The organism is Bacillus sp. FSL K6-2841 (assembly GCF_037976435.1).
GTDB lineage: Bacteria > Bacillota > Bacilli > Bacillales > Bacillaceae > Bacillus > Bacillus pumilus.
In genome coordinates this window covers 2,826,159-2,845,919 of record NZ_CP150266.1, presented here as the reverse complement: position 1 = coordinate 2,845,919, position 19,761 = coordinate 2,826,159, and the positions used below count along the sequence as shown (strand labels likewise).

18 protein-coding genes are annotated in these 19,761 nt (G+C 41.4%); 16 read left to right on the top strand and 2 right to left on the bottom strand.

The window, feature by feature from the left end; translation table 11 throughout:
- Positions 1-57: 57 nt before the first annotated feature.
- Complete coding sequence (locus tag MHH68_RS14615; RefSeq protein ID WP_061409497.1) at positions 58-1,287, bottom strand: PucR family transcriptional regulator; 1,230 nt, start codon at positions 1,285-1,287, stop codon at positions 58-60.
- 404 nt (positions 1,288-1,691) lie between these two features.
- Between MHH68_RS14615 and MHH68_RS14610 the strand changes: the two genes are divergently transcribed.
- The 8 genes from MHH68_RS14610 to MHH68_RS14575 all read left to right on the top strand — a co-directional run bounded on the left by MHH68_RS14610 (position 1,692) and on the right by MHH68_RS14575 (position 13,066).
- On the top strand, positions 1,692-1,985 hold the full coding sequence (locus MHH68_RS14610) for a WXG100 family type VII secretion target (protein WP_003213769.1): 294 nt from the start codon (positions 1,692-1,694) through the stop codon (positions 1,983-1,985).
- A gap of 95 nt (positions 1,986-2,080) precedes the next feature.
- The gene (locus tag MHH68_RS14605; RefSeq protein ID WP_003213579.1) at positions 2,081-2,320 is read left to right on the top strand and encodes an EsaB/YukD family protein; all 240 of its coding nucleotides are present in this window, start codon (positions 2,081-2,083) and stop codon (positions 2,318-2,320) included.
- Positions 2,321-2,334: 14 nt separating this feature from the next.
- Positions 2,335-3,648 carry a type VII secretion protein EssB gene (essB, locus tag MHH68_RS14600; protein WP_339163753.1) on the top strand — a complete coding sequence of 438 codons (1,314 nt, stop codon included), beginning with the start codon at positions 2,335-2,337 and terminating at the stop codon, positions 3,646-3,648.
- A gap of 51 nt (positions 3,649-3,699) precedes the next feature.
- On the top strand, positions 3,700-8,175 hold the full coding sequence (gene essC / locus MHH68_RS14595) for a type VII secretion protein EssC (RefSeq protein WP_339163750.1): 4,476 nt from the start codon (positions 3,700-3,702) through the stop codon (positions 8,173-8,175).
- The gene (gene esaA, locus MHH68_RS14590) at positions 8,172-11,069 is read left to right on the top strand and encodes a type VII secretion protein EsaA (RefSeq protein ID WP_339163748.1); all 2,898 of its coding nucleotides are present in this window, start codon (positions 8,172-8,174) and stop codon (positions 11,067-11,069) included. The genes essC and esaA overlap by 4 nt, the downstream gene beginning before the upstream one ends.
- Positions 11,050-11,544, top strand: coding sequence for a type VII secretion protein EssA (essA, locus tag MHH68_RS14585; protein ID WP_061409491.1), 495 nt, complete (start codon positions 11,050-11,052; stop codon positions 11,542-11,544). The genes esaA and essA overlap by 20 nt, the downstream gene beginning before the upstream one ends.
- Positions 11,545-11,643: 99 nt before the next feature.
- The gene (locus MHH68_RS14580; protein ID WP_339165805.1) at positions 11,644-12,387 is read left to right on the top strand and encodes a (S)-benzoin forming benzil reductase; all 744 of its coding nucleotides are present in this window, start codon (positions 11,644-11,646) and stop codon (positions 12,385-12,387) included.
- Between the two features lie 145 nt (positions 12,388-12,532).
- The gene (locus MHH68_RS14575) at positions 12,533-13,066 is read left to right on the top strand and encodes an HD domain-containing protein (RefSeq protein WP_003212819.1); all 534 of its coding nucleotides are present in this window, start codon (positions 12,533-12,535) and stop codon (positions 13,064-13,066) included.
- Here the strand turns inward: MHH68_RS14575 and MHH68_RS14570 are convergent.
- The gene (locus MHH68_RS14570) at positions 13,063-14,547 is read right to left on the bottom strand and encodes an alpha/beta hydrolase (protein WP_268466595.1); all 1,485 of its coding nucleotides are present in this window, start codon (positions 14,545-14,547) and stop codon (positions 13,063-13,065) included. The two genes, MHH68_RS14575 and MHH68_RS14570, sit on opposite strands and share 4 nt — an antisense overlap.
- 182 nt (positions 14,548-14,729) lie before the next feature.
- Between MHH68_RS14570 and MHH68_RS14565 the strand changes: the two genes are divergently transcribed.
- From MHH68_RS14565 to MHH68_RS14530, 8 genes are all read left to right on the top strand, one after another.
- Positions 14,730-14,966 carry a YuzF family protein gene (locus MHH68_RS14565; protein ID WP_003213721.1) on the top strand — a complete coding sequence of 79 codons (237 nt, stop codon included), beginning with the start codon at positions 14,730-14,732 and terminating at the stop codon, positions 14,964-14,966.
- Positions 14,967-15,150: 184 nt separating this feature from the next.
- Complete coding sequence (locus tag MHH68_RS14560) at positions 15,151-16,254, top strand: AI-2E family transporter (RefSeq protein ID WP_058013785.1); 1,104 nt, start codon at positions 15,151-15,153, stop codon at positions 16,252-16,254.
- A gap of 66 nt (positions 16,255-16,320) precedes the next feature.
- Positions 16,321-16,542 carry a spore germination protein gene (locus MHH68_RS14555; protein WP_003213446.1) on the top strand — a complete coding sequence of 74 codons (222 nt, stop codon included), beginning with the start codon at positions 16,321-16,323 and terminating at the stop codon, positions 16,540-16,542.
- Positions 16,543-16,642: 100 nt separating this feature from the next.
- Positions 16,643-16,864 (top strand): spore germination protein, encoded by a 222-nt coding sequence (locus MHH68_RS14550; RefSeq protein ID WP_034317131.1) that lies wholly within the window; start codon positions 16,643-16,645, stop codon positions 16,862-16,864.
- 96 nt (positions 16,865-16,960) lie between these two features.
- Positions 16,961-17,215 carry a YueH family protein gene (locus tag MHH68_RS14545; protein WP_339163742.1) on the top strand — a complete coding sequence of 85 codons (255 nt, stop codon included), beginning with the start codon at positions 16,961-16,963 and terminating at the stop codon, positions 17,213-17,215.
- 21 nt (positions 17,216-17,236) lie between these two features.
- Entirely contained in the window at positions 17,237-17,644 is a 408-nt protein-coding gene (locus MHH68_RS14540; protein ID WP_144461864.1) for a YueI family protein, read from the top strand.
- A gap of 60 nt (positions 17,645-17,704) precedes the next feature.
- On the top strand, positions 17,705-18,256 hold the full coding sequence (locus MHH68_RS14535; RefSeq protein WP_144461867.1) for an isochorismatase family cysteine hydrolase: 552 nt from the start codon (positions 17,705-17,707) through the stop codon (positions 18,254-18,256).
- Positions 18,257-18,273: 17 nt separating this feature from the next.
- Complete coding sequence (locus MHH68_RS14530; RefSeq protein WP_058013789.1) at positions 18,274-19,743, top strand: nicotinate phosphoribosyltransferase; 1,470 nt, start codon at positions 18,274-18,276, stop codon at positions 19,741-19,743.
- The last annotated feature ends 18 nt before the right edge of the window (positions 19,744-19,761 follow it).

Here is a 19,761-nt window from a genome sequence, read left to right as displayed (position 1 = left end):
TGTTTAAAAAATGCTTCGGTTGAAATAAAAAATAAAAAAACGCCTCTTTGTGAAATTTCACAAATGGACGTTTTTTAGCTTCATATCAAGGTATATGGTCATTTTCTCATTCATGTTTTTTAAATCGATTTCTGCAATGTCAGTAATGCGTTTTAATCTGTAATTCAATGTATTGATGTGGATGTTTAATTGCTTTGCCGCAATATTGGCATTGCTGTCACAGTCAATAAACCGTTCAAGGGTTTCAACTAGGTTGGAATGATGCCTCAGGTCGTAATCTTCCAGCTTTGATAAGGAGTAACTGGAGTAAGATGAGCCCCTTCGTTTTTCAGCGAGAACATCTAAATATTGATAAATACCGAGTTCAGAAAAACTGTGTAAACGTTCGGTTTCAACAGGGAAGCGTTCTTTTGTTTTTAATACAGCGAGTGCTTCTTTATAGGATGGCTGAATATGAGAGATGTTATCGTAAATTCCACCAATCGCCGCTTGAACGTGATGGATATGATAACGGTCAGACAGCTGTTGCAGCATGCCGCTTGTGAATTGTTTAATATCCTGCAACGGGTGCTCTGTTTTTGGTGAGACAAGAATAATGAATTCGTGAAAATCAACAGTCGTTAACAACACTTGGACTTGCTGCGTTGTTTCAAGCAGATAAGATAGCTTTTTTTCTGTGTCCTCTGTGAGTTCATCACGAAGTCGGAAGATGATGATGGCATACGTGTCTGGACATCTGATGCCGAGTCTTAAAAATAGGTCGAGCATCTCATCCTTTTCATGAATATGACCTGTGAGCATCTTCCAAAAAAGCTCCTGATTGCGTTCTTCTGTTTTCGTTTTGCGAATTTGTAAGTTAAGTAATTTGTTTTTAACAGCATGTGCTGCCATCTTCAGAAGGTCCATGTCTTCTTCTGAAAAAGGCTGTGTGGATTCAATCGCCCAGATAAATCCGAGTACTTCTTTGTCCTTCCAGATTGAAATGGCCACCCTGCTAGATAAACCCACCTCTGCAATTTGAGGGACACGAAGCGGTTCGTCTGTTTTAAGGAGTGTAGGAATGATGCCGTCTTTCCAAAGCCGATTAATGACTTTTTCCGGTACACGGCGGGAGATAATGGTTGAAGTTCTGGCGGGATCAGTAAAATCATTATGTGTGCTATAAGCCAGCAATCGATGATGCGTATCTTCTATAGTAATAGGGCAATTGAGCACATCACTAATTTGGTCTGCCACATCCTCTAAACGATCAAGACTATACTTAAATGGATCTGTCTTTTTTGTCATAAAAACCCCTGCTTTTTCGAATATTTCACGTACTTACATTATGAAGAGAAAACGGTACGTAAATCAATAACAAAATGCCATAAATTTAAAAAAGAGATCGCTGTGAGAAGCGAGCGTATCATGCTGAAAGAAGGCGAAAAAGAAATAGTACAATAATAACGTAGTAATAAATCAATAGGCGGAAAGATTCAGTGAAGTGTGTCTACACTTATTGAGAATATATGACCAAAAAAATGTTAAATACTAGATAAAAAGCGAAAATACAGTAATTCTATAGACTCATTTTGTAAAATAAAAACAGATTTGTTTGACTGTGTATCATTTCTGTTTTTATAATAATAACGTCAAAAAATAAGTGGATTAGCCCATTATATGGCGGCTATGCACGGGAGGTAATGAGGAATATGTCAGGAATTATTCGCGTAACCCCAGAAGAACTAAGAGCGACCGCTAAGCAATATGGTGTTGAAAGTCAAGAAGTGTTAAACCAAGTTGATCGTCTAAATAGAATGATCTCAGATTTAAAAGGAATGTGGGAAGGTGCTTCTAGTGAAGCATTTGCTGATCAATACGAGCAGTTAAAGCCTTCATTCATCAAAATGTCTGATCTATTAACAGATGTCAGCAATCAGCTTGATCAAACGGCAAATACACTTGAAAGCACTGACCAAGACATCGCCAGCCAAATCCGCGGCTAATCAAAGGGATTTCCTTTCTAAGTGTGAAAAGCAGAAAAAGCGCCGAGTCTGTCAATGGATGCCGGCGCTCTTTCTATTTTGTGAGGTGGAAATTTGTGTATATCGATATTACCATCGACTTAAAAAATTATGATGGCAGTGTGTTTGATTTGAGACTATCAAATTATTTACATATTAAACAAGTCATCCATATCGCCTGGCAGGCAAAACAAATCTCACTTCCTAAGCGAGAAGGCGGCTGGGTGCGAGTTGTCAATAAGAAAGCTGTGTTTTCAGGCGAATATAAGCTGTCAGACTGTGGAATCACCACAGGAGACAGGCTGGAAATACTATGAAAGGACTTTTGTAAATGGCAGATAAAAAGAGTTCCTATTTAGAAGAACAATTAGAAGCAGTGATGAAAAAAGAGGGCGGCACCTACAGCTTCATTTTTCAAAGAGAGACCATTAAACTCTTAGACGGTTTAGAAGCGGCACCGATCAAAGACATCAATCCTTCATTCAAAAAAGAGATTCAACTTACTGAAGATGAAGTCATCATTTCTATTCAACCGCCTCCTGCCTATCAGGAATTTCGTTTCATCCATGCGAAGGATGAAAAAAGCAAATGGATTTTTTCATACCAGCTTGTCGATGCAGTTTGCAAACACGACGTGAAGCGGCTGCATCCTATTGTTTCTCCTGAAAACATTGTTTTTCATCAAGGCTTAGCTCCTGCATTTTTGCATTACGGCGTCAAAGAAAGCATCCCGCCATATGAAACAGAGGAACATCGTTTATTAAAAGAAGTCAAAGCCGTCATTCTTCGAGTGGTGGACCATGAATATCAGTTTCAAGAATATGTGGCTTACAGCGAAACGCTGAAACTATCTGAACTGGCAAAAGAAATCAGCGAAACGCAGTCTTTGGAAGAATTGTCTGCCCTGATTCAGCAAAAAATCGAAGCGATTGAAACGAAAGAGAAAACGCTATTGACCATTCCGAAAAAGAAGTGGAAGGTCGAACGATATGTCGGACTAGGTCTGCTTGTCCTATTAATCCCTGCTTTGGTGTACACCATTTACACCTTCTTTTTTGCGATGCCAAAACAAGAAGCGTATGTCGAGGCAAACAAATATTATCTCAACAAACAGTACAGCCAAGTGGTGGATACGTTAGAAAAATATTCAGCCAATCAAATGCCGGTCTCTCTTCAATATGAACTGGCCATTTCATATGTACAAACAAATCAAGGCAATCTGTTACTCGATCAGCATAAAAAAGAAATCACAGATACATACACATTACAGACTGATCCGCAATATTTCCTTTTCTGGATTCATATTGGACAAGGCAATAGCAAGGAAGCACTTGATATTGCACGTGTACTTGGAGACGACCGGTACATATTTACAGCACTCGTCGCCTACCGCAATGACATTCAAAACGATGACAGTCTTTCTGCAGAAGAAAAACAAAAACAGCTAGATCCAATTATTAAGGAAATGGCGAAATATGAAGAAAAAGAAACAACGGAGACAAGCACCAATGACTCCTCGGGCGCAAGCCAAACAGATGAAACAGCTGAACAAAAAGAAGAGTCAAAAGCCGATCAAGAGAAAAAAGAGAAAGAATCTGAAGCGAAAAAGAAAACCTCTCAGACGAAAAAAGATGAGAAAAAATAATTCTTTCGATACAACTGACAGTTGGTGCTGTCCCATGAGGAGGTGGAGCGTTTGAGTCTTCTTTGGGTATTTTATGAGGAGGATTATCAAACCGTCCGTTTAGACGAGCAGTTCAATCGAGAAGCTGTGATTGGACCTGAAATAGAGCATACGGTGACAATCCCTTCACTTTCGTTTGATGAAGGGATCATCCGTTTATCTCCCGATGAACCGAATGATGGCTTTTCCATTTATCAGGGTGAAGAGAAGAAAGGCACATTACTTCTACATGAACCGTATAAGCTTGGTACACTGACACTTATTTTAATGGAAGCACATCATGATCAACACATTTATTACCTAGGAAATAGAGTCGAGCTGTCTTTTTCACGTGAGAACAAAGATGATATCGATGTGTGGAAAGAACAAGCGCATTCCATGTTTCAAGATGCGAGCCAGTTTACTTTGGAGAAAATTGAAGGAACTTGGTATGTCATGCCTCAGGACGAAACGATTTATGTGAACGGGAAAAAAATTCACGGTCCAGAGACAATTGATGCTGGAGATGAGCTGTTTTGGAACTTTCTAACGGTGACATTGAAAGATGATGATTTATTGCAGGTGACTGCATATGAACCATTTCAAACACGTTTGGAAAAAACAAGAGCACCTAGCACAGAAACAAAACAAAAATATCCTTTATATAGACGAACACCGCGTTTAATTTATGATCTGCCAGATGACCGGGTTTCCTTTAGCTTTCCTTCTCAGGAAAGTGAAAATAACAGCAGAGGGCTTTGGCTTGTTGTCCTCCCGCCGCTTGTGATGCTTCTCGTAATGGGAATTGTCGCTCTGATCCAGCCCCGCGGGATCTTTATTGTCGTGTCGATGGCGATGTTTATCATGACGTTAATCACATCGTCTGTTCAATACTTTAAAGAGAAATCACAACGCAAAAGACGGGAAGAGAAACGGCAGCGAGTCTATTCTCTTTACTTAGAAAATAAACGAAAAGAGCTGCAAGAGCTCTACGACCGCCAGCAATATATTTTGACGTATCATTATCCGTCATTTGAACAAATGAAGTATTTAACATCAGAAATTAGCGGCCGAATTTGGGAAAAAACACTTGTGAGTGATGATTTCTTGCAGCTGCGTCTTGGGACGGGCGCAGTCCCATCAAGCTATGAACTATCGATGAGCGGCGGCGATATGGCCAATCGTGACATTGATGATTTAATGGAACAAACGCAGCATATGCAACAGGTTTATCGTGAAGTGAAGGATGTACCCATCACATTCGGTCTTGCCGATGGCCCAACTGGATTGATTGGAAAGCCAGCCATTGTGAAAAAGGAGCTTCATCAGCTTGTCGGACAGCTTGCCTTCTCGCACAGCTATCATGATTTAAGATTTGTGTTTATTTTTCATGAGCAGGAGTATGAGAATTGGGAATGGATGAAATGGCTTCCGCATTTCCAGCTACCTCATACATACGGCAAAGGGTTTATTTATAACGAACAAACACGCGATCAGCTGTTGTCCTCGATTTATGAGATTTTACGTGAGCGTGATCTAGAAGAAGAAAAAGAGAAGAAGATCTTTACGCCTCACTTTGTGTTTATCGTGACAAATCATGAGCTCATTGCTGAACATGTGATTTTAGAATATTTAGAAGGCAGCCGAACGGACCTTGGCATCTCCATTATTTTTGCTGCTGAAACAAAGGAAAGCTTAGCTGAAAATATCTCGACGCTTGTCCGTTATATTAACGAAGAAGAAGGAGATATTCTCATTCAGCACAAGAAAGCCGTCCGAATTCCATTTCAGCTTGATACACATGAGCGCGTGGACAATGAGCTGTTTGCCAGAACGCTGAGAACATTAGATCATCAAGTTGGCATGACCAATTCGATTCCTGAAACGGTTTCCTTCCTTGATCTTTTTCATGCCAAACAGGTAGACGAGATTGGTATTCGTGAAAAATGGCTCACATCAGAAACGGCTAAATCACTCTCTGTGCCAATCGGTTATAAAGGGAAAAATGACATTGTGGATCTGAACTTGCACGAAAAAGCACACGGTCCACACGGCCTGTTGGCGGGAACAACAGGGTCAGGGAAAAGTGAATTTTTACAGACGTACATTTTATCGCTCGCTGTACACTTTCATCCGCATGAAGTCGCTTTCCTATTGATTGACTATAAAGGAGGCGGAATGGCGCAGCCGTTCCGGAATATTCCTCATTTACTTGGCACGATCACCAATATTGAAGGCAGTAAGAATTTTAGTGAAAGAGCGCTTGCCTCAATTAAAAGTGAATTGAAGAAAAGACAACGTTTGTTTGATCAATATCATGTGAATCACATCAATGATTATACGAAGCTCTATAAGGAGAAAAAGGCTGAACAGGCAATGCCTCATTTATTCTTAATCTCTGATGAGTTTGCAGAATTAAAAAGTGAAGAGCCGGACTTTATTAGAGAGCTTGTCAGTGCTGCGCGTATCGGCCGAAGCCTCGGGGTTCATCTCATTTTGGCTACCCAAAAGCCAGGCGGAGTCATCGATGATCAGATTTGGAGTAACTCCCGCTTTAAGGTCGCACTAAAAGTACAAGATGCGTCAGACAGTAAGGAAATATTGAAAAATAGTGATGCGGCGTCCATTACCGTTACAGGCCGCGGCTACCTACAAGTGGGGAACAATGAAATCTATGAATTGTTCCAATCAGCTTGGAGCGGTGCGCCGTATATGGAAGATGGCTACGGATCAGAAGATGATATTGCCATTGTGACTGATACTGGACTTATTCCGTTATCAGGGGTGAGCACAGAGCCGGCTGTGAAAAAAGAGACAGTGTCGGAGATTTCTGCTGTTGTGGATGAAATAGAACGTATGCAGCAGGAGCTTGGGATTGAGAAGCTCCCAAGTCCATGGCTTCCACCGCTCGAAGAACGGATTCCAAAATCACGTTACGCGTCAAGTGAAGAGCATGTCTTCCATTTTGCGCTTGTCGATGAGCCAGATCAACAAAGCCAGCATCCACTTTCTTATCAAATGATGGAGGATGGAAACATTGGGATCTTTGGTTCCTCCGGCTACGGAAAATCGCTTGCTGCAACAACACTGCTCATGAGCTTTGCGGAGAGATATTCACCGGAAGAATGGCATGCGTATATTTATGACTTTGGAAACGGAACATTGCTTCCGTTAGCCAAACTGCCGCACACGGCGGATTATTTCTTAATGGATCAAATGAGAAAGATTCAAAAGTCGATGACGCGTCTGCGGGAAGAGGTTGAATACCGCAAGCGATTATTCAGACAGCAAGAAATGAGTCATATCAAAATGTACAACGCCTTAAATGAGAAAAAGCTCCCATTCATTTTCATCGTGATTGACAACTTTGACATTGTCAAAGACGAAATGCATGAACTTGAATCTGAATTTATCCAGCTGAGCCGTGATGGGCAATCATTAGGAATTTACTTCTTGATTACAGCGACTCGGGTAAACGCAGTCCGTCAATCTCTTATGAACAACTTGAAAACAAAGGTCGTCCATTACTTAATGGATCAAGGAGAGGCGTACTCGATTATTGGCAGACCGAAATTTAGCTTAGAGCCGATTCCAGGACGAGTCATTATCAACAAAGAAGAGCTTTACTTTGCACAAATGTTCCTGCCAGTTGAAGGAGAGAACGATCTTGAGCTGTTTGAGCATTTGAAACAAGAGATCCAGCTTCTTCATGATCGCTTTGAATCAGCTGAAAAACCAAAACCTGTACCAATGCTTCCTGATAAACTAACCATTTGGGAGCTAGAGAGTCGCTTAGAAGAACAAAAACAGCCGTATGACATTCCAGTCGGACTAGATGAGGAATCTGTTGCTCCTGTTTACTTTGACTTGAAGAAGAATAAACACTGCCTCATCATCGGTCAAACGCAGCGAGGGAAAACAAATGTGACAAAACTGATGCTTGATCAGCTATTAGCAGCAAAACCTGAGAAGCTGGCCGTCTTTGATTCGATTGATCGGGGGCTCTCTCATTATGCAAAAGAAGAGAACATTGATTATCTTGAAACAAAGGATGATATCACCGAATGGGCCGAGGAAATAGATCGTTTATTCAAGGTGCGTGAAGAGATGTACGTCGAAGCTGTGCGCCGGGGAGAGACTGATCAGTTGTCGTTCTCTCAAATTGTGCTTGTGATTGATGGCATTACGCGTTTTCAGCAGACAATCGACCCGCGTCTTCAAGATCAATTGGCTGATTTCATGAAGTCATATGCACACCTAGGCTTTAGCCTGATTGCGTCAGGAAATCATACCGAATTCAGTAAAGGCTATGATGCACTCACAAATGAAATCAAACAAGTTCGTCATGCTATGTTACTCATGAAAAAATCAGAGCAAAACATCATACCGCTTCCGTATGCAAGACAAGAACCAGATATTCAGCCAGGCTTCGGGTATTTGGTTGAAAACGGGAAAGAGAAGAAAATCCAGGTTCCTTTATGTGCGGTAGAAAGGAAGAGTGTTCAATGACAGAGCAGCAAAAAAGCTCCATCAAAATCGTATCGACGATGATATTGATTCTGGTTCTGCCGGTTTTATTTTTCCACCTCATTGGAGATGACCCGGCAAAACAGAAAAAGAATGCCACACGTAATATTGCTGTGGTCAATGAGGATATGGGAGCGAGCGAAAGTGAAAACACCGCTCGCTTCGGGCAGGATGTTGTCGCCGCATTATCAGAGCGTCCAGATTATACATGGACCGTAGTGAATCGGAGTGCGGCAGAAAATGGACTGAAAAGCAGAAAGTATGACGCTGTCCTCTATATTCCGTCTGATTTCTCTAAAAATGTGCTGAGCTATGATAAAGACCATCCTGAAAAGGCATCCATTCAATTTTCCATTCAAGATCAGCTCAATTCAGTCAATAAAGAGAAAGTGCAAAGAGAGCTGGAAAATGCGCAAAAGAAAATGAATGAACAGATGTCGACGTTATACTGGAGTTTTGTATCACAGGAAATCGGCAATGTCAGAGAAGAGTTTGAACATATTGTCGGGAAAGAAGTCGAATTCCAAAACACAATGTATAACTTCTATAAGCCGAATTCAAACAAACTATCAGACGCCGTTCAGCAGCAGAAGAAACAAATAGAAGAATTAAAAAATGCGATGACTGACTCGCAGAAACAGTATAAAGACGGTCTGACTACAACAGAAGAAGCAAAGAACCAGTTAAAGGACTTTGTAAAAGTAGTCGATCAATACCAGCAGTATCAAGACAAACAAAAGGACCTCTTGATCAAAGCGCAATCGACAAACCAAAAACAAATCCAGCAGGGACTCAAACAGCTCGCTGATATCCAAAACCAAAATGCCCGCAGCTTTAGTGATCAAATGGGTGGACTCAAAACAGATATCAACGGAGTACAAAGTCAGCTAAACACAACGGACAGCGCCATCCAATCTGTTCAAAAGTCAAGAGAGGACGCTATTCCTAAGCAATCAACGGGGTTAACGGAACTTGTGATAGCGTCTCAGAAGGAACTAATTAAAAACTATGAAGACCGTTATTTAGAAGACTATCGAAATAAGATATCAGCCTTGCAAACGAAGCTATTGGCAAAAAGGCAAGAGTTGATGAACGAGCCTGAGCCGCCAGTTGATTCTGAAGATGACGGGCAATCAGATCAAGATAATGAAAACCCAGAAGAGATTGGGATTAACCTAGATGAAGAAACAAATGAGCTCTCTCAAATTTCAATAGAAATGAACGACCTGGCGGATCAATTAGGAGAACAGGAGACACCGCCTTCGACCGAAGATGGGGAAGAAGGAGAGAACGTTGAAAATCCTGCTCAGCCAGATACCGGCAGCAAGGATTCATCGCAGGATGACCTAAAAGCACTATCAACTCGCTTAGATGAAGTGAAAAAGAAAATTCAAGAAAAAGCGGCTGCTCATAATGACGAATTGAAAGACAAAGTAAGTCAAATGAGTAAAGAGCTTGAGAGTCTGACGAAAAAAGTAGATAAACTTGAAAAGATGATTCTATGGTTACAAGATCGATATAATGTGATTCCAAATGAAATCAAAAGTCAGGAATCCGCTATTTTAAGCAAAGTAAAAGAGCTGAAGCGCAGAAACTCACCGATTGGTGAAGCATTTAAGGACAATCTTTTTGAGAAAAAATTTGAAACAAAATCAATCAGAACTAAAAAATTAATGGAGTATTCTAATCAGCTCTCTCAGCTAGAGCTGATGATCGCAAATGTCTATCAACCATCTAATAACTCTTCTTTATATGACGCAAAAGAAGAGAATATCCAGTCCATCCTCTCCATCAAAAAAGAGGAAACAGAAAACTGGGATACGCTCAAAAAACAAATGCTGACGTCAAACGAGGATGTGTCTACTTTTATTGATGAGATGCAGAAGTTTTCAGATGGCTATGCAGAATACATTTCGACTCAGCAGGCAAGCATGGAACAGGAATTAAACACAATTTCTGAAAGTGCGGACAATGTTGCGGAGCAAATGGCTGATCAAGGAGATGTAGTGTATACGGCAGACCTTGCAGGCAGTTCAATTGTTGTCAGTGCGCAGGATTCAATTGGTCAGGAAGTGCTTCGACTTTCTGAAAATATGAGTTCGTTAACCGACCGCCAAAAAGGGGTGGCGGATTATACGAATAACATTGAAGAGAGTGTGACGACGGTCCAAGAAAAAGCGGATACGCTGAATGAAAACTGGAGCAAGAATGTTCATTCCACGAAGCTTGTTCAGCAAGATTTAAAAGGTATTTTAGGAAACACATTAAGTGATCAAGGCAATAGCAACTATGTGTATAATCACTTAGCCAATCCGCTGAAAATCAGTGGTGATGTACCAGAAGAAAAAACGCAGACTGTACCGCCAGTGGTCATTTTGGTCATTGTGATGATCAGTAGTTTGTTAATTGGCTTTTTCAGCTCGTATTATGCGGCAGCTCCGATGCTGGTGAAAGGTGCACTGTTTGGCATCTTAAATCTATTAGTCGGACTTATGATCAGCTTGTTCGGACTGAACATTTACAAGCTTGCAGATGATCAAGCGATTCAGTGGTCCATTTTCACGATTTTACTATTAGTGGCTTGTTCCGCCTTTATTCGCACGGCGTTCCATTTCGGCTCCATTGCCGGATGGATGGCAGCAACAGCGCTTATTTTCTTCTTTGTCGCACCATTAATTGATTTGGTGATGCCGAATTTCCATTTCACAAATCCAGTGACAGACGTGTACTTGTCCATCCAATATGGAAATGGAGATCACTTTGGAATGGGTGTGATAGGATTAGTGATTTTAACTGTCCTATTCATGGTCATCCCTCTTGTGACAAAGCTATGGAAAGATAAAACAGAGGAACGTGATGTCACTCATGAGGCTTAATCTGTTCGTGAAAGGGATGGCACTTGGTGTCATGTCCCTTTTTCTTCTCATTCCTGCTGCTTTCGCTGCTGGTGAAGATACGGATACAAATGTCAAGCCGAATGAATATCAAGAAAAAGAACTCAATATTAACTCAAGTATATTGAGGGATCAAACGAAATACGAACAAAGCAAAAAGACATCAACAGTTAAAACAGACATTCATTTTGCTGAACCTCCTAAAACTCCGGGAGGGTCTCTTTCTCCGCAGCTTTTCAGTGATCTAAAAGAGAACCCGCCCAAAACATCAGTTCACATGATGGAAGAGATGAATATCTCTTTTCGAGATGCCGCTGTATCGGCACCTTCTGGCGATGATCACAAGAAGCAGTCATCCCCACTGCTTCCGATCATCTTTGGTTTCTTGATCGTCTTTGGCATCGTTGTGATGTTCATTCTGATTCCGAAGGTGAATGTGAAGGCTGAAAAGAAATAGCCTGTCTCTTTAAAAAGAGGCAGGTTTTTCTTTATGCAGATTGCTTGAAGTCATACCGTTTCACTACGTAAAATAAGGTTATCAAGGGAGGAGATTGTCATTCGAATTTCAATCGTTACAGGCGGATCAAAAGGATTTGGCCTAGCACTTGTGAACCGGCTGCTCTCATGCGGAGATCATGTGTACACAGCAGCAAGAAGCGCATCACCAATTTCTCATTCGAAGCTCACACATACACAGGTCGACCTGACAGATGAGAAAGCAGCAGCCCAATGGCTTCAAGATTGTCTCACGCCGCAAACACTGACAGCAGCTGATGACATCTTATTCGTCAATAATGCTGGCATGGTGACACCAATCAAGCGTGTGGGGCAAGGCGGACAGGATACGCTTCATCAGCATTATACGCTGAATCTTGTGATTCCTGTTTTGCTGAGCCATGTGTTTGTTAAACAGACTCAATCGTTTAATGGAAAGAAAACGATCGTTCATCTTTCTTCTGGAGCGGCGAAAAATCCTTATAAAGGCTGGAGTGCGTATTGCAGCTCAAAGGCAGGGCTTGATATGTTTATGAGGACTTTGCATGAGGAACAGCAGGACGAGGCGTATCCAATCAACACGTTTTCATTTTCCCCAGGCACGATTGATACAGATATGCAGGGAGAGATTCGAAAATCTTCAAAACAGGACTTCGAACAAATTGATCGTTTTCAGCAATTATATGAAACAGGCACCCTGAAGAGTCCAGATGAAGTCGCATGTATTTTGCTCGATCTTATAGCGGATGATCCAGCTGGAGGCTGCGTATATGATGCACGAGAGTATGGAAAAAAGCAGTCATAACGACTGCTTTTTTCCGTCTTGTACAAGCAAAACCGGCTGATTTGACATAAGCTAATCTTGAGACTCATAGAAAATATAACAGAACATTTGAGTTTCTTTTCAGAATATGTTAGGATGCTAAAAATATAGATAAGGAGGGGTTTCCATGAGAAAGGTTACATTAATGGATGTTTACACCCATCCAGTTGCTCAAAAATATTTAAATCGTTCAGGAAAAGCCCATGCGATTGCTTGTGCTTATCACGCATTCAAGCTGGCAATGAAGGCTGGAATTAACCCAGATCTCGCTGTGAAAGCAGCACTCTTGCATGACATCGGCCACTATGAATGGTATACAGCCGGCGGAGAATGGGATTACGAGACATATAGACGAAATGATATTCATGCCATTAAAGGTGCAGAGCGGGCACATAAACTGCTCATACGGCTCGGGGAGGAACCAAAAGCAGCTAAAGATATTGCACTTGCGATTCTGCTTCATACAGATTCATATTTGCCAGAGGGCGACCTTCATAAGGACACACTCCAACAAATTGTGAAGAAAGCAGATGAAATGGATGAAGAGCCAGGCGGACACCACCATTACAGACAAATTGACGAATCACTGGCAATGAAGAAAATTGCCGATTTGGATCAGAAAGTGCAGCAGGCACTTCAGCCCATGAAACGCTCTGTTTAATATGGAATGTCTCCATGAATCGTTCCGTGCTGATCAACATACAATGTGCGAATAACGGTACGGTTAAACGCAGATGTCCCTGACGTAGTGAGTCCAGTGTATTGTACCGTGACGGAATAAGTACCTTCTTTTTTCAATTGAATAGCTGATGAGCTACTTGTTTTCACTGGATGATCCTTTTGTGCGTCTTTAAAGTAATTGGTTTCCACAGATTTGCTTAACCGTTTAATTAGACCGCTTGAATGGGTCGATGCACCTCCTGACTTCGAAGCAGCTTCTTTAATTTCTTCATTTAATGGTGAATCAAAAGATACAAGCAGCAGATAAGGAGCTCTTTTTCCAGAGTTCGATTGAATCGTCCATTTTCCAGGAACAGGTTTATTGATTTTCACATGGTGTGAATATGCGCCTTCATATGGGAAAGAAGCTTCCGATGTCTTAAGATTTGTTAAGACGTCTCCATTTGGGGCAATGATTTCGGGCTGCGACTCCTGCCTTTCATTTAACCACTGGATCGATAAGCCATTCGTTCCTTCCTCTACATAGAACGCTTCTGTTTTATCCTTTTCACTTTCTCCACCTGTCACATAAACATCTGTATTGAGCTCAGTAGAGACGGGCTCTTGTTCCTCTTTATGTTTATTTTCAGCGCTCGAGGCATTTGCCAGCAGCTGATGCTGGAACACAGGAAACATACTTGTTCCGTTTTTGATTGAATAGTGATCCCATTTTCCTGTTAAAATATTGTTTGCATAGGATAGTTTTGTGCTGTTTACTGTGACGGCACCATCATTTGTACCAAAGCTCTTTAAATACATGCCGCCTAAATACAGCGCACCGCCAAATGTTCCCCATTCCGAACCAGAGTAGGTGACATATTTATTGGGGAACGCCTCTAGCTGATCGGTTTCACTTCGAAAAGCTGCCATCAGACCAGTTTGCAAAGAATAAAGCGCTTCGCTTTTTTGTCCAAGAATTTGCGCGAGCCAGCTCCCACCTTTGCTATATGCTAGATCCGCAAGCGGTGTCCCGTTATGAGGAGAGCCAAGAGTAATGACCTTTTCCACATAGGGATGCGCTTTGAAATACACTAGGGCGGCCTGTGTATCGACCCCTCCTTTACTATGACCAATCACTATTAGTTTTCTACCAAACGCGTCATAGATTTCTTTGAGCTTTTCTGCTAATAGTTTGCCGTTCTTTTTCATGTCCTGATCTGGGTGCAAATCTATGAATGCGCTTTCGTATCCGTTCTGAACAGCCTGCTTTGCCATATCGTTTCGGTTGGACCAAGTGTAGGAGGAGCTGTTAATACCATGAACAAAAACAAGTGGTGGTTTTGACCCGTCTTTTTGAATGGGCTCTTCTCCTTTAAACCACTTTCCTGGCGTCCCTGGGGGATCTCCAATTGTCCCTGCATACGCAAAGCTTGCAGAGGATAGAAAGAGCATGACAGCAACAATACAAATGAGTTTTTTCAAGAAAATTCACCTCTTCAAATGATTTAAATTGTTGGCAGCACCAATCTATTATACTTCTAAAAAATGTAAAAACGAACTAAATGTTAAAATATGGTATTAATGTTGTGGGGTTGCCATGAGTGACATTCACATGGGTTCATGCATACGCTGTGGGTAAATACACAAGTAAAGGGGCGGGTAGTATGGCACAACAAGGAAGTCCACAGCTTGTTTCATTAGTTGATCCATATGTTTATCAAACATTGCAGAAAGTGGTCGGTATGAGATTAATTGTGCAAACAGTGAAAGATACGGTCCGTGGGAAATTGAAGGAAGTCATGCCGGATCATATTGTCATAGAAGCGGGGGCGAAATCAGTTTTTTATGTGCGGATCCAGCAAATCGTGTCGGTGATGCCTGATCACAGTGAAAGAGTGTAACAAGCAGACGCATAGGTGTCTGCTTTTTTCATGCTTATAGAATGTATATCTGGAAAAAGTGCATGATATACCAATTGTTCTTTTTTTTTCAAAAAATGAGGTTCTAAAAACAAGAAGCAGTTGACAGAAGGGGGGTTGAATAGTAGTTTTTTAATAAGATCAATACGTAACAGGAGGAGCATCTTTGTTAAAATCTAAAGTTCATTTTTGGACATTCCAAATATTACTTGTTTTACTCATTGTGTATGTATCAACAAAGGTTTCGTTTTTATTTCAGCCGATTATTTTATTTGCATCAACACTTTTTGTCCCCATCTTGCTGGCGGGTATTCTCTTTTTCATCTTTAATCCAATTGTTCAATTTTTGTCCAAGAAAATACCTAGAACTCTCGCTATCCTGATCATTTATCTCCTGTTCATTGGACTCATCACGTTTATCGTCAATGCTGCTGGACCGGTGATTATCTCGCAGGTTGGTGGACTTGTCAAAAGCTTCCCTGGTTATGTGACGGACATGCAGAAATTTATCAATGACTTTTCGCATTCTAAAACATTTACTTGGATGATGAGTCAAGATTATGTATCTGTCTCAAAGTTTGAACAGACGGTCGTTTCGACATTAAAGGCATTACCGGAAAACATTGCTTCAAGCATGTCTGCGGTGTTTGGCGTGATTGCGAATATTGCCTTAGCCGTCATCACAGTTCCATTTATTTTATTTTATATGCTGAAAGACGGGCATAAGTTTCCGGACAAGCTCGTACAGTTCTTGCCAATGCCTTACCGCAAGGAAGGGCTGAAGATCTTCAAAGAATTAAATGACACACTCGCAGCTTACATCCAGGGCCAGATTATTGTCTGTTTGTTTGTCGGAGTCGCTTGTTTTATTGGATACTTATTAATAGGTGTAAAATATGCGCTTATTCTCGGTATTATCATTGCGGTCACAAATGTGATTCCATACCTTGGACCATATCTTGGAGCAGCACCAGCTGTGCTGATTGCTTTTCTTGATTCGCCTGGAAAAGCAGTGGTGACAGTGATTGTGATTCTTGTCGTGCAGCAAATTGACGGAAATGTCATTTCTCCATTGATCATTGGGAAACGCCTGAACACACATCCTTTGACCATTATCCTGTTATTAATTGGGGCAGGAAGCTTTGGCGGCATCCTTGGCATGATCTTTGCGGTTCCTGTCTATGCACTGCTCAAAGCCATCACTCTGAATATTGTCAGATTGGTTCAGTTACGTCAGCGCTCTCGCAAAGAGCAGCACTTAAACGTCTAGGGCAGATGCACAACTTTTCCCTTTTTGCATAAGATGATTGTCATAAGCAGATAGGGGGAGATTCTGATGCCTGCAATCGTTGGACCTATTCATATTGAGTCATTAGGAGGCAATGGTGCAGCTACTTTCGGTGATGTACTGGCCATTGCCCCATTAGCTGTAGACCACTCGACTGGCGGGGCAGGAGCCTTTAATTCAGGTGATTATATGTCGCTTACAAGTGATCCGAATGCGACGATGCTATGGGATTTCACATTGTTTGGCCAGCCTCAATCATTTAATGCATAGAAAGACAGCTGATGCTCACATATCAGCTGTCTTTTTTATATTGGATAGACACATATTTTCCTCATAGGCATATGATGAGGGGAGTAAAGGTGGTGGAAAGATGCCAGCGATTGTTGGGCCTATTCATATTGACCGTGTAATTGGAAATGGTTCTGCACATTTCGGTGATGTTTTTGCCATTTCGCCAAAAAGTGTCGATCACTCTGCCGGTGGATCAGGTACGTATAATGCAGGTGACTTCGTCCAATTTTTTAACAGTCCAAATGTCACATTTGTTTGGGATTCAAATCTTATTAGTCAGCAGAAGAGCTTCAATGCGTAGCCAGCTTTGAAAGGGAATTCCTTTTCTGAAGCTGTCTTTTTTTATGGTACAATGGATATGGAAGTAAGAAGGAAAAAGAGGTGTGAACAGAGCCAAATGAAAATTAGAAAAGCACACATCACAAGCGGACAACCAAAGACCTACAATGTATATTTACATGAAAATAAAAAAGAATATAAAACGCTTGTTGCCGTACCTGATATTGAATGGAGTATTTCCATTGCGTACGAGGACGAAAAAGAGCAGCTGATCCATACACTCGAGCAATCCTTAATGGAAAGAGCAGAAACAGACGAAGCCCGTGAACTTGCACTAAAGATTGTGCACTGGGTCACAGAAATGCAAATATGAAAACCAGGAGTGAAAACAGCGATGAAAGAAGAATCCGTAGACTTTTATTTGCAGCAAGGGATATTTGGACATGCTGAAACAAAACCCGATGAACGCAGAATGTTTCTCGGTTCATTAAGAGAACGAGCGCTTCTTGCCCTGACAAAGGGACAGGTCTCACGAAATAAACCGTATCAAGAGGTCGAACAAGTATTAAAGGCCAACCGTCAGGCCACTGTTCTTTTAAATGGTGAGTTGTCCTATGCTTCTTATTCTCAATATGTGAAAATGGCTAATACCGCGGGATGTTCCTTTAAAGTGGTGAATCATCATGAGGCACATTCTCCTTTTGGTCTTGTGATAGAGCTGCCAAATGCGGTCAATCAAGAGCACATCTATATAGAAGATGAGCTGTTTCAAAAGGCTTTTTCTCACGAATCTGTTGAATAGGTTTCCCTAGTGAAATGAATAAGCTATAATGAGTCAAAAGAGCATATGGGAGAGATGCGGATGGGCAAAGCATTGATTTGTATTGATTATACCGTTGATTTTGTTGCAGACGATGGAAAATTGACATGCGGAAAGCCTGGACAGGCGATTGAGCCTAAGATCACAGAGATCACTTCTTCGTTTATTGATGAAGGGCACTTTGTCGTCTTTGCAGTCGATCATCATGAGGAGCAAGACCTTTATCATCCAGAGACAAAGTTATTTCCGCCCCATAATATTCGCGGGACAAAGGGAATTGAACTTTATGGCAAACTAAGTTCACTATTTCACACGTCAAAGCATTTAAAACATGTCTACTATATGGAAAAAACAAGATACTCTGCTTTTGCAGGCACTCAATTAGAAATGAAACTGCGCGAGCGTGGCATCACTGAACTTCATTTAGCCGGCGTATGTACCGATATTTGTGTACTTCATACAGCTGTTGATGCGTACAATAAAGGCTTTGAAATTGTGATTCACGAGAATGCTGTAGCGAGTTTTAATGAAGCGGGGCACGAGTGGGCACTTTCTCACTTTGAGCAGTCGCTTGGTGCGAAAGTGGTTAAGTAAGGGAAGGAGAATGGAAGTTGGAGCATCGGTTTATTGACGACAGTTTATCACTACATACAGACCTTTATCAAATTAACATGGCAGAAACGTATTGGAGAGACGGCATTCATGAGAAGAAGGCAGTGTTTGAACTCTTCTTCAGAAAGCTTCCATTTGACAATGGCTTCGCTGTATTTGCTGGTTTAGAGAAAGCGATTGAATATTTATCGGACTTTTCCTTCACTGAAAGTGATCTAGCGTATTTAAAAGACGAACTCGGTTATAAAAGCGATTTCATTGATTATTTAAGCGGGTTGTCCTTTACAGGCTCCCTTCATTCAATGCGGGAAGGCGAAATTGTCTTTGCAAATGAGCCAATTATGCGTATCGAGGCAACGCTTGTAGAAGCGCAGCTCATTGAAACCGCCTTGCTGAATATTGTGAACTTCCAGACGCTGATTGCAACAAAGGCAGCTCGGATTAAAGGAATCATTGAAGATGAGACAGCATTAGAATTTGGAACAAGACGTGCACATGAAATGGATGCTGCGATGTGGGGAGCAAGAGCGGCACTCATCGGCGGCTTTCAGGCGACAAGTAATGTTCGTGCTGGGAAGCGTTTCAACATCCCAGTGTCAGGAACACATGCTCACGCACTTGTACAAGCATACCGCGATGAATATACGGCATTTAAAAAATACGCTGAAACCCATACAGACTGTGTCTTTTTAGTTGATACGTATGATACCGTAAGATCCGGTATTCCAAATGCCATTAAGGTAGCGAAAGAATTTGGAGACAAGATCAACTTTATTGGTGTCAGACTTGATAGTGGTGACCTTGCCTACTTGTCTAAAAAAGCTAGAACGATGCTGGATGAAGCTGGATTCCATGACGCAAAAATCATTGCATCAAGTGATCTCGATGAACATACCATCATGAATTTAAAAGCACAGGGTGCCAAAATTGATGTGTGGGGTGTTGGGACAAAACTGATCACAGCATTTGACCAGCCAGCTCTCGGTGCAGTGTATAAGCTTGTGTCGATTGAAGAGAATGGTAAGATGAATGATACCATCAAAATTTCATCCAACCCAGAGAAAGTGACAACACCTGGACGTAAACGTGTGTACCGCATTATCAATCAATTGAATCATCACTCTGAGGGTGACTACATTGCGCTCGAAGAGGAAGATGTTCATAGTGAGGATAAGCTGAAAATGTTCCATCCTGTGCATACATTTATCAGCAAATTTGTCACAAACTTTGTGGCGAAGGATCTACATGTCCCGATTTTTGAACAAGGAAAACTTGTATATGACAATCCGGATATTCAAACGATTCAAGCCTATGTGCAGGAGAGCCTCGGACTTTTCTGGGAGGAATATAAACGAATCAGCAAACCAGAAGAATATCCAGTCGATTTGAGTCAAAAATGCTGGGATAACAAGATGCAGTTTATCCATGACGTGAAAAATAAAATTAAACTAGAGCTTTATGAAAGCTAATGTTGGAAGAAAGGAGAT

Excerpts from the sequence above, each read along its gene's own strand:
- MHH68_RS14615 (WP_061409497.1), bottom strand. The coding sequence starts at position 1,287 with ATGACAAAAAAGACAGATCCATTTAAGTATAGTCTTGATCGTTTAGAG.
- MHH68_RS14610 (WP_003213769.1), top strand. The coding sequence starts at position 1,692 with ATGTCAGGAATTATTCGCGTAACCCCAGAAGAACTAAGAGCGACCGCT.
- essB (WP_339163753.1), top strand. The coding sequence starts at position 2,335 with ATGGCAGATAAAAAGAGTTCCTATTTAGAAGAACAATTAGAAGCAGTG.
- esaA (WP_339163748.1), top strand. The coding sequence starts at position 8,172 with ATGACAGAGCAGCAAAAAAGCTCCATCAAAATCGTATCGACGATGATA.
- essA (WP_061409491.1), top strand. The coding sequence starts at position 11,050 with ATGTCACTCATGAGGCTTAATCTGTTCGTGAAAGGGATGGCACTTGGT.
- MHH68_RS14575 (WP_003212819.1), top strand. The coding sequence starts at position 12,533 with ATGAGAAAGGTTACATTAATGGATGTTTACACCCATCCAGTTGCTCAA.
- MHH68_RS14565 (WP_003213721.1), top strand. The coding sequence starts at position 14,730 with ATGGCACAACAAGGAAGTCCACAGCTTGTTTCATTAGTTGATCCATAT.
- MHH68_RS14555 (WP_003213446.1), top strand. The coding sequence starts at position 16,321 with ATGCCTGCAATCGTTGGACCTATTCATATTGAGTCATTAGGAGGCAAT.
- MHH68_RS14550 (WP_034317131.1), top strand. The coding sequence starts at position 16,643 with ATGCCAGCGATTGTTGGGCCTATTCATATTGACCGTGTAATTGGAAAT.
- MHH68_RS14545 (WP_339163742.1), top strand. The coding sequence starts at position 16,961 with ATGAAAATTAGAAAAGCACACATCACAAGCGGACAACCAAAGACCTAC.
- MHH68_RS14540 (WP_144461864.1), top strand. The coding sequence starts at position 17,237 with ATGAAAGAAGAATCCGTAGACTTTTATTTGCAGCAAGGGATATTTGGA.
- MHH68_RS14535 (WP_144461867.1), top strand. The coding sequence starts at position 17,705 with ATGGGCAAAGCATTGATTTGTATTGATTATACCGTTGATTTTGTTGCA.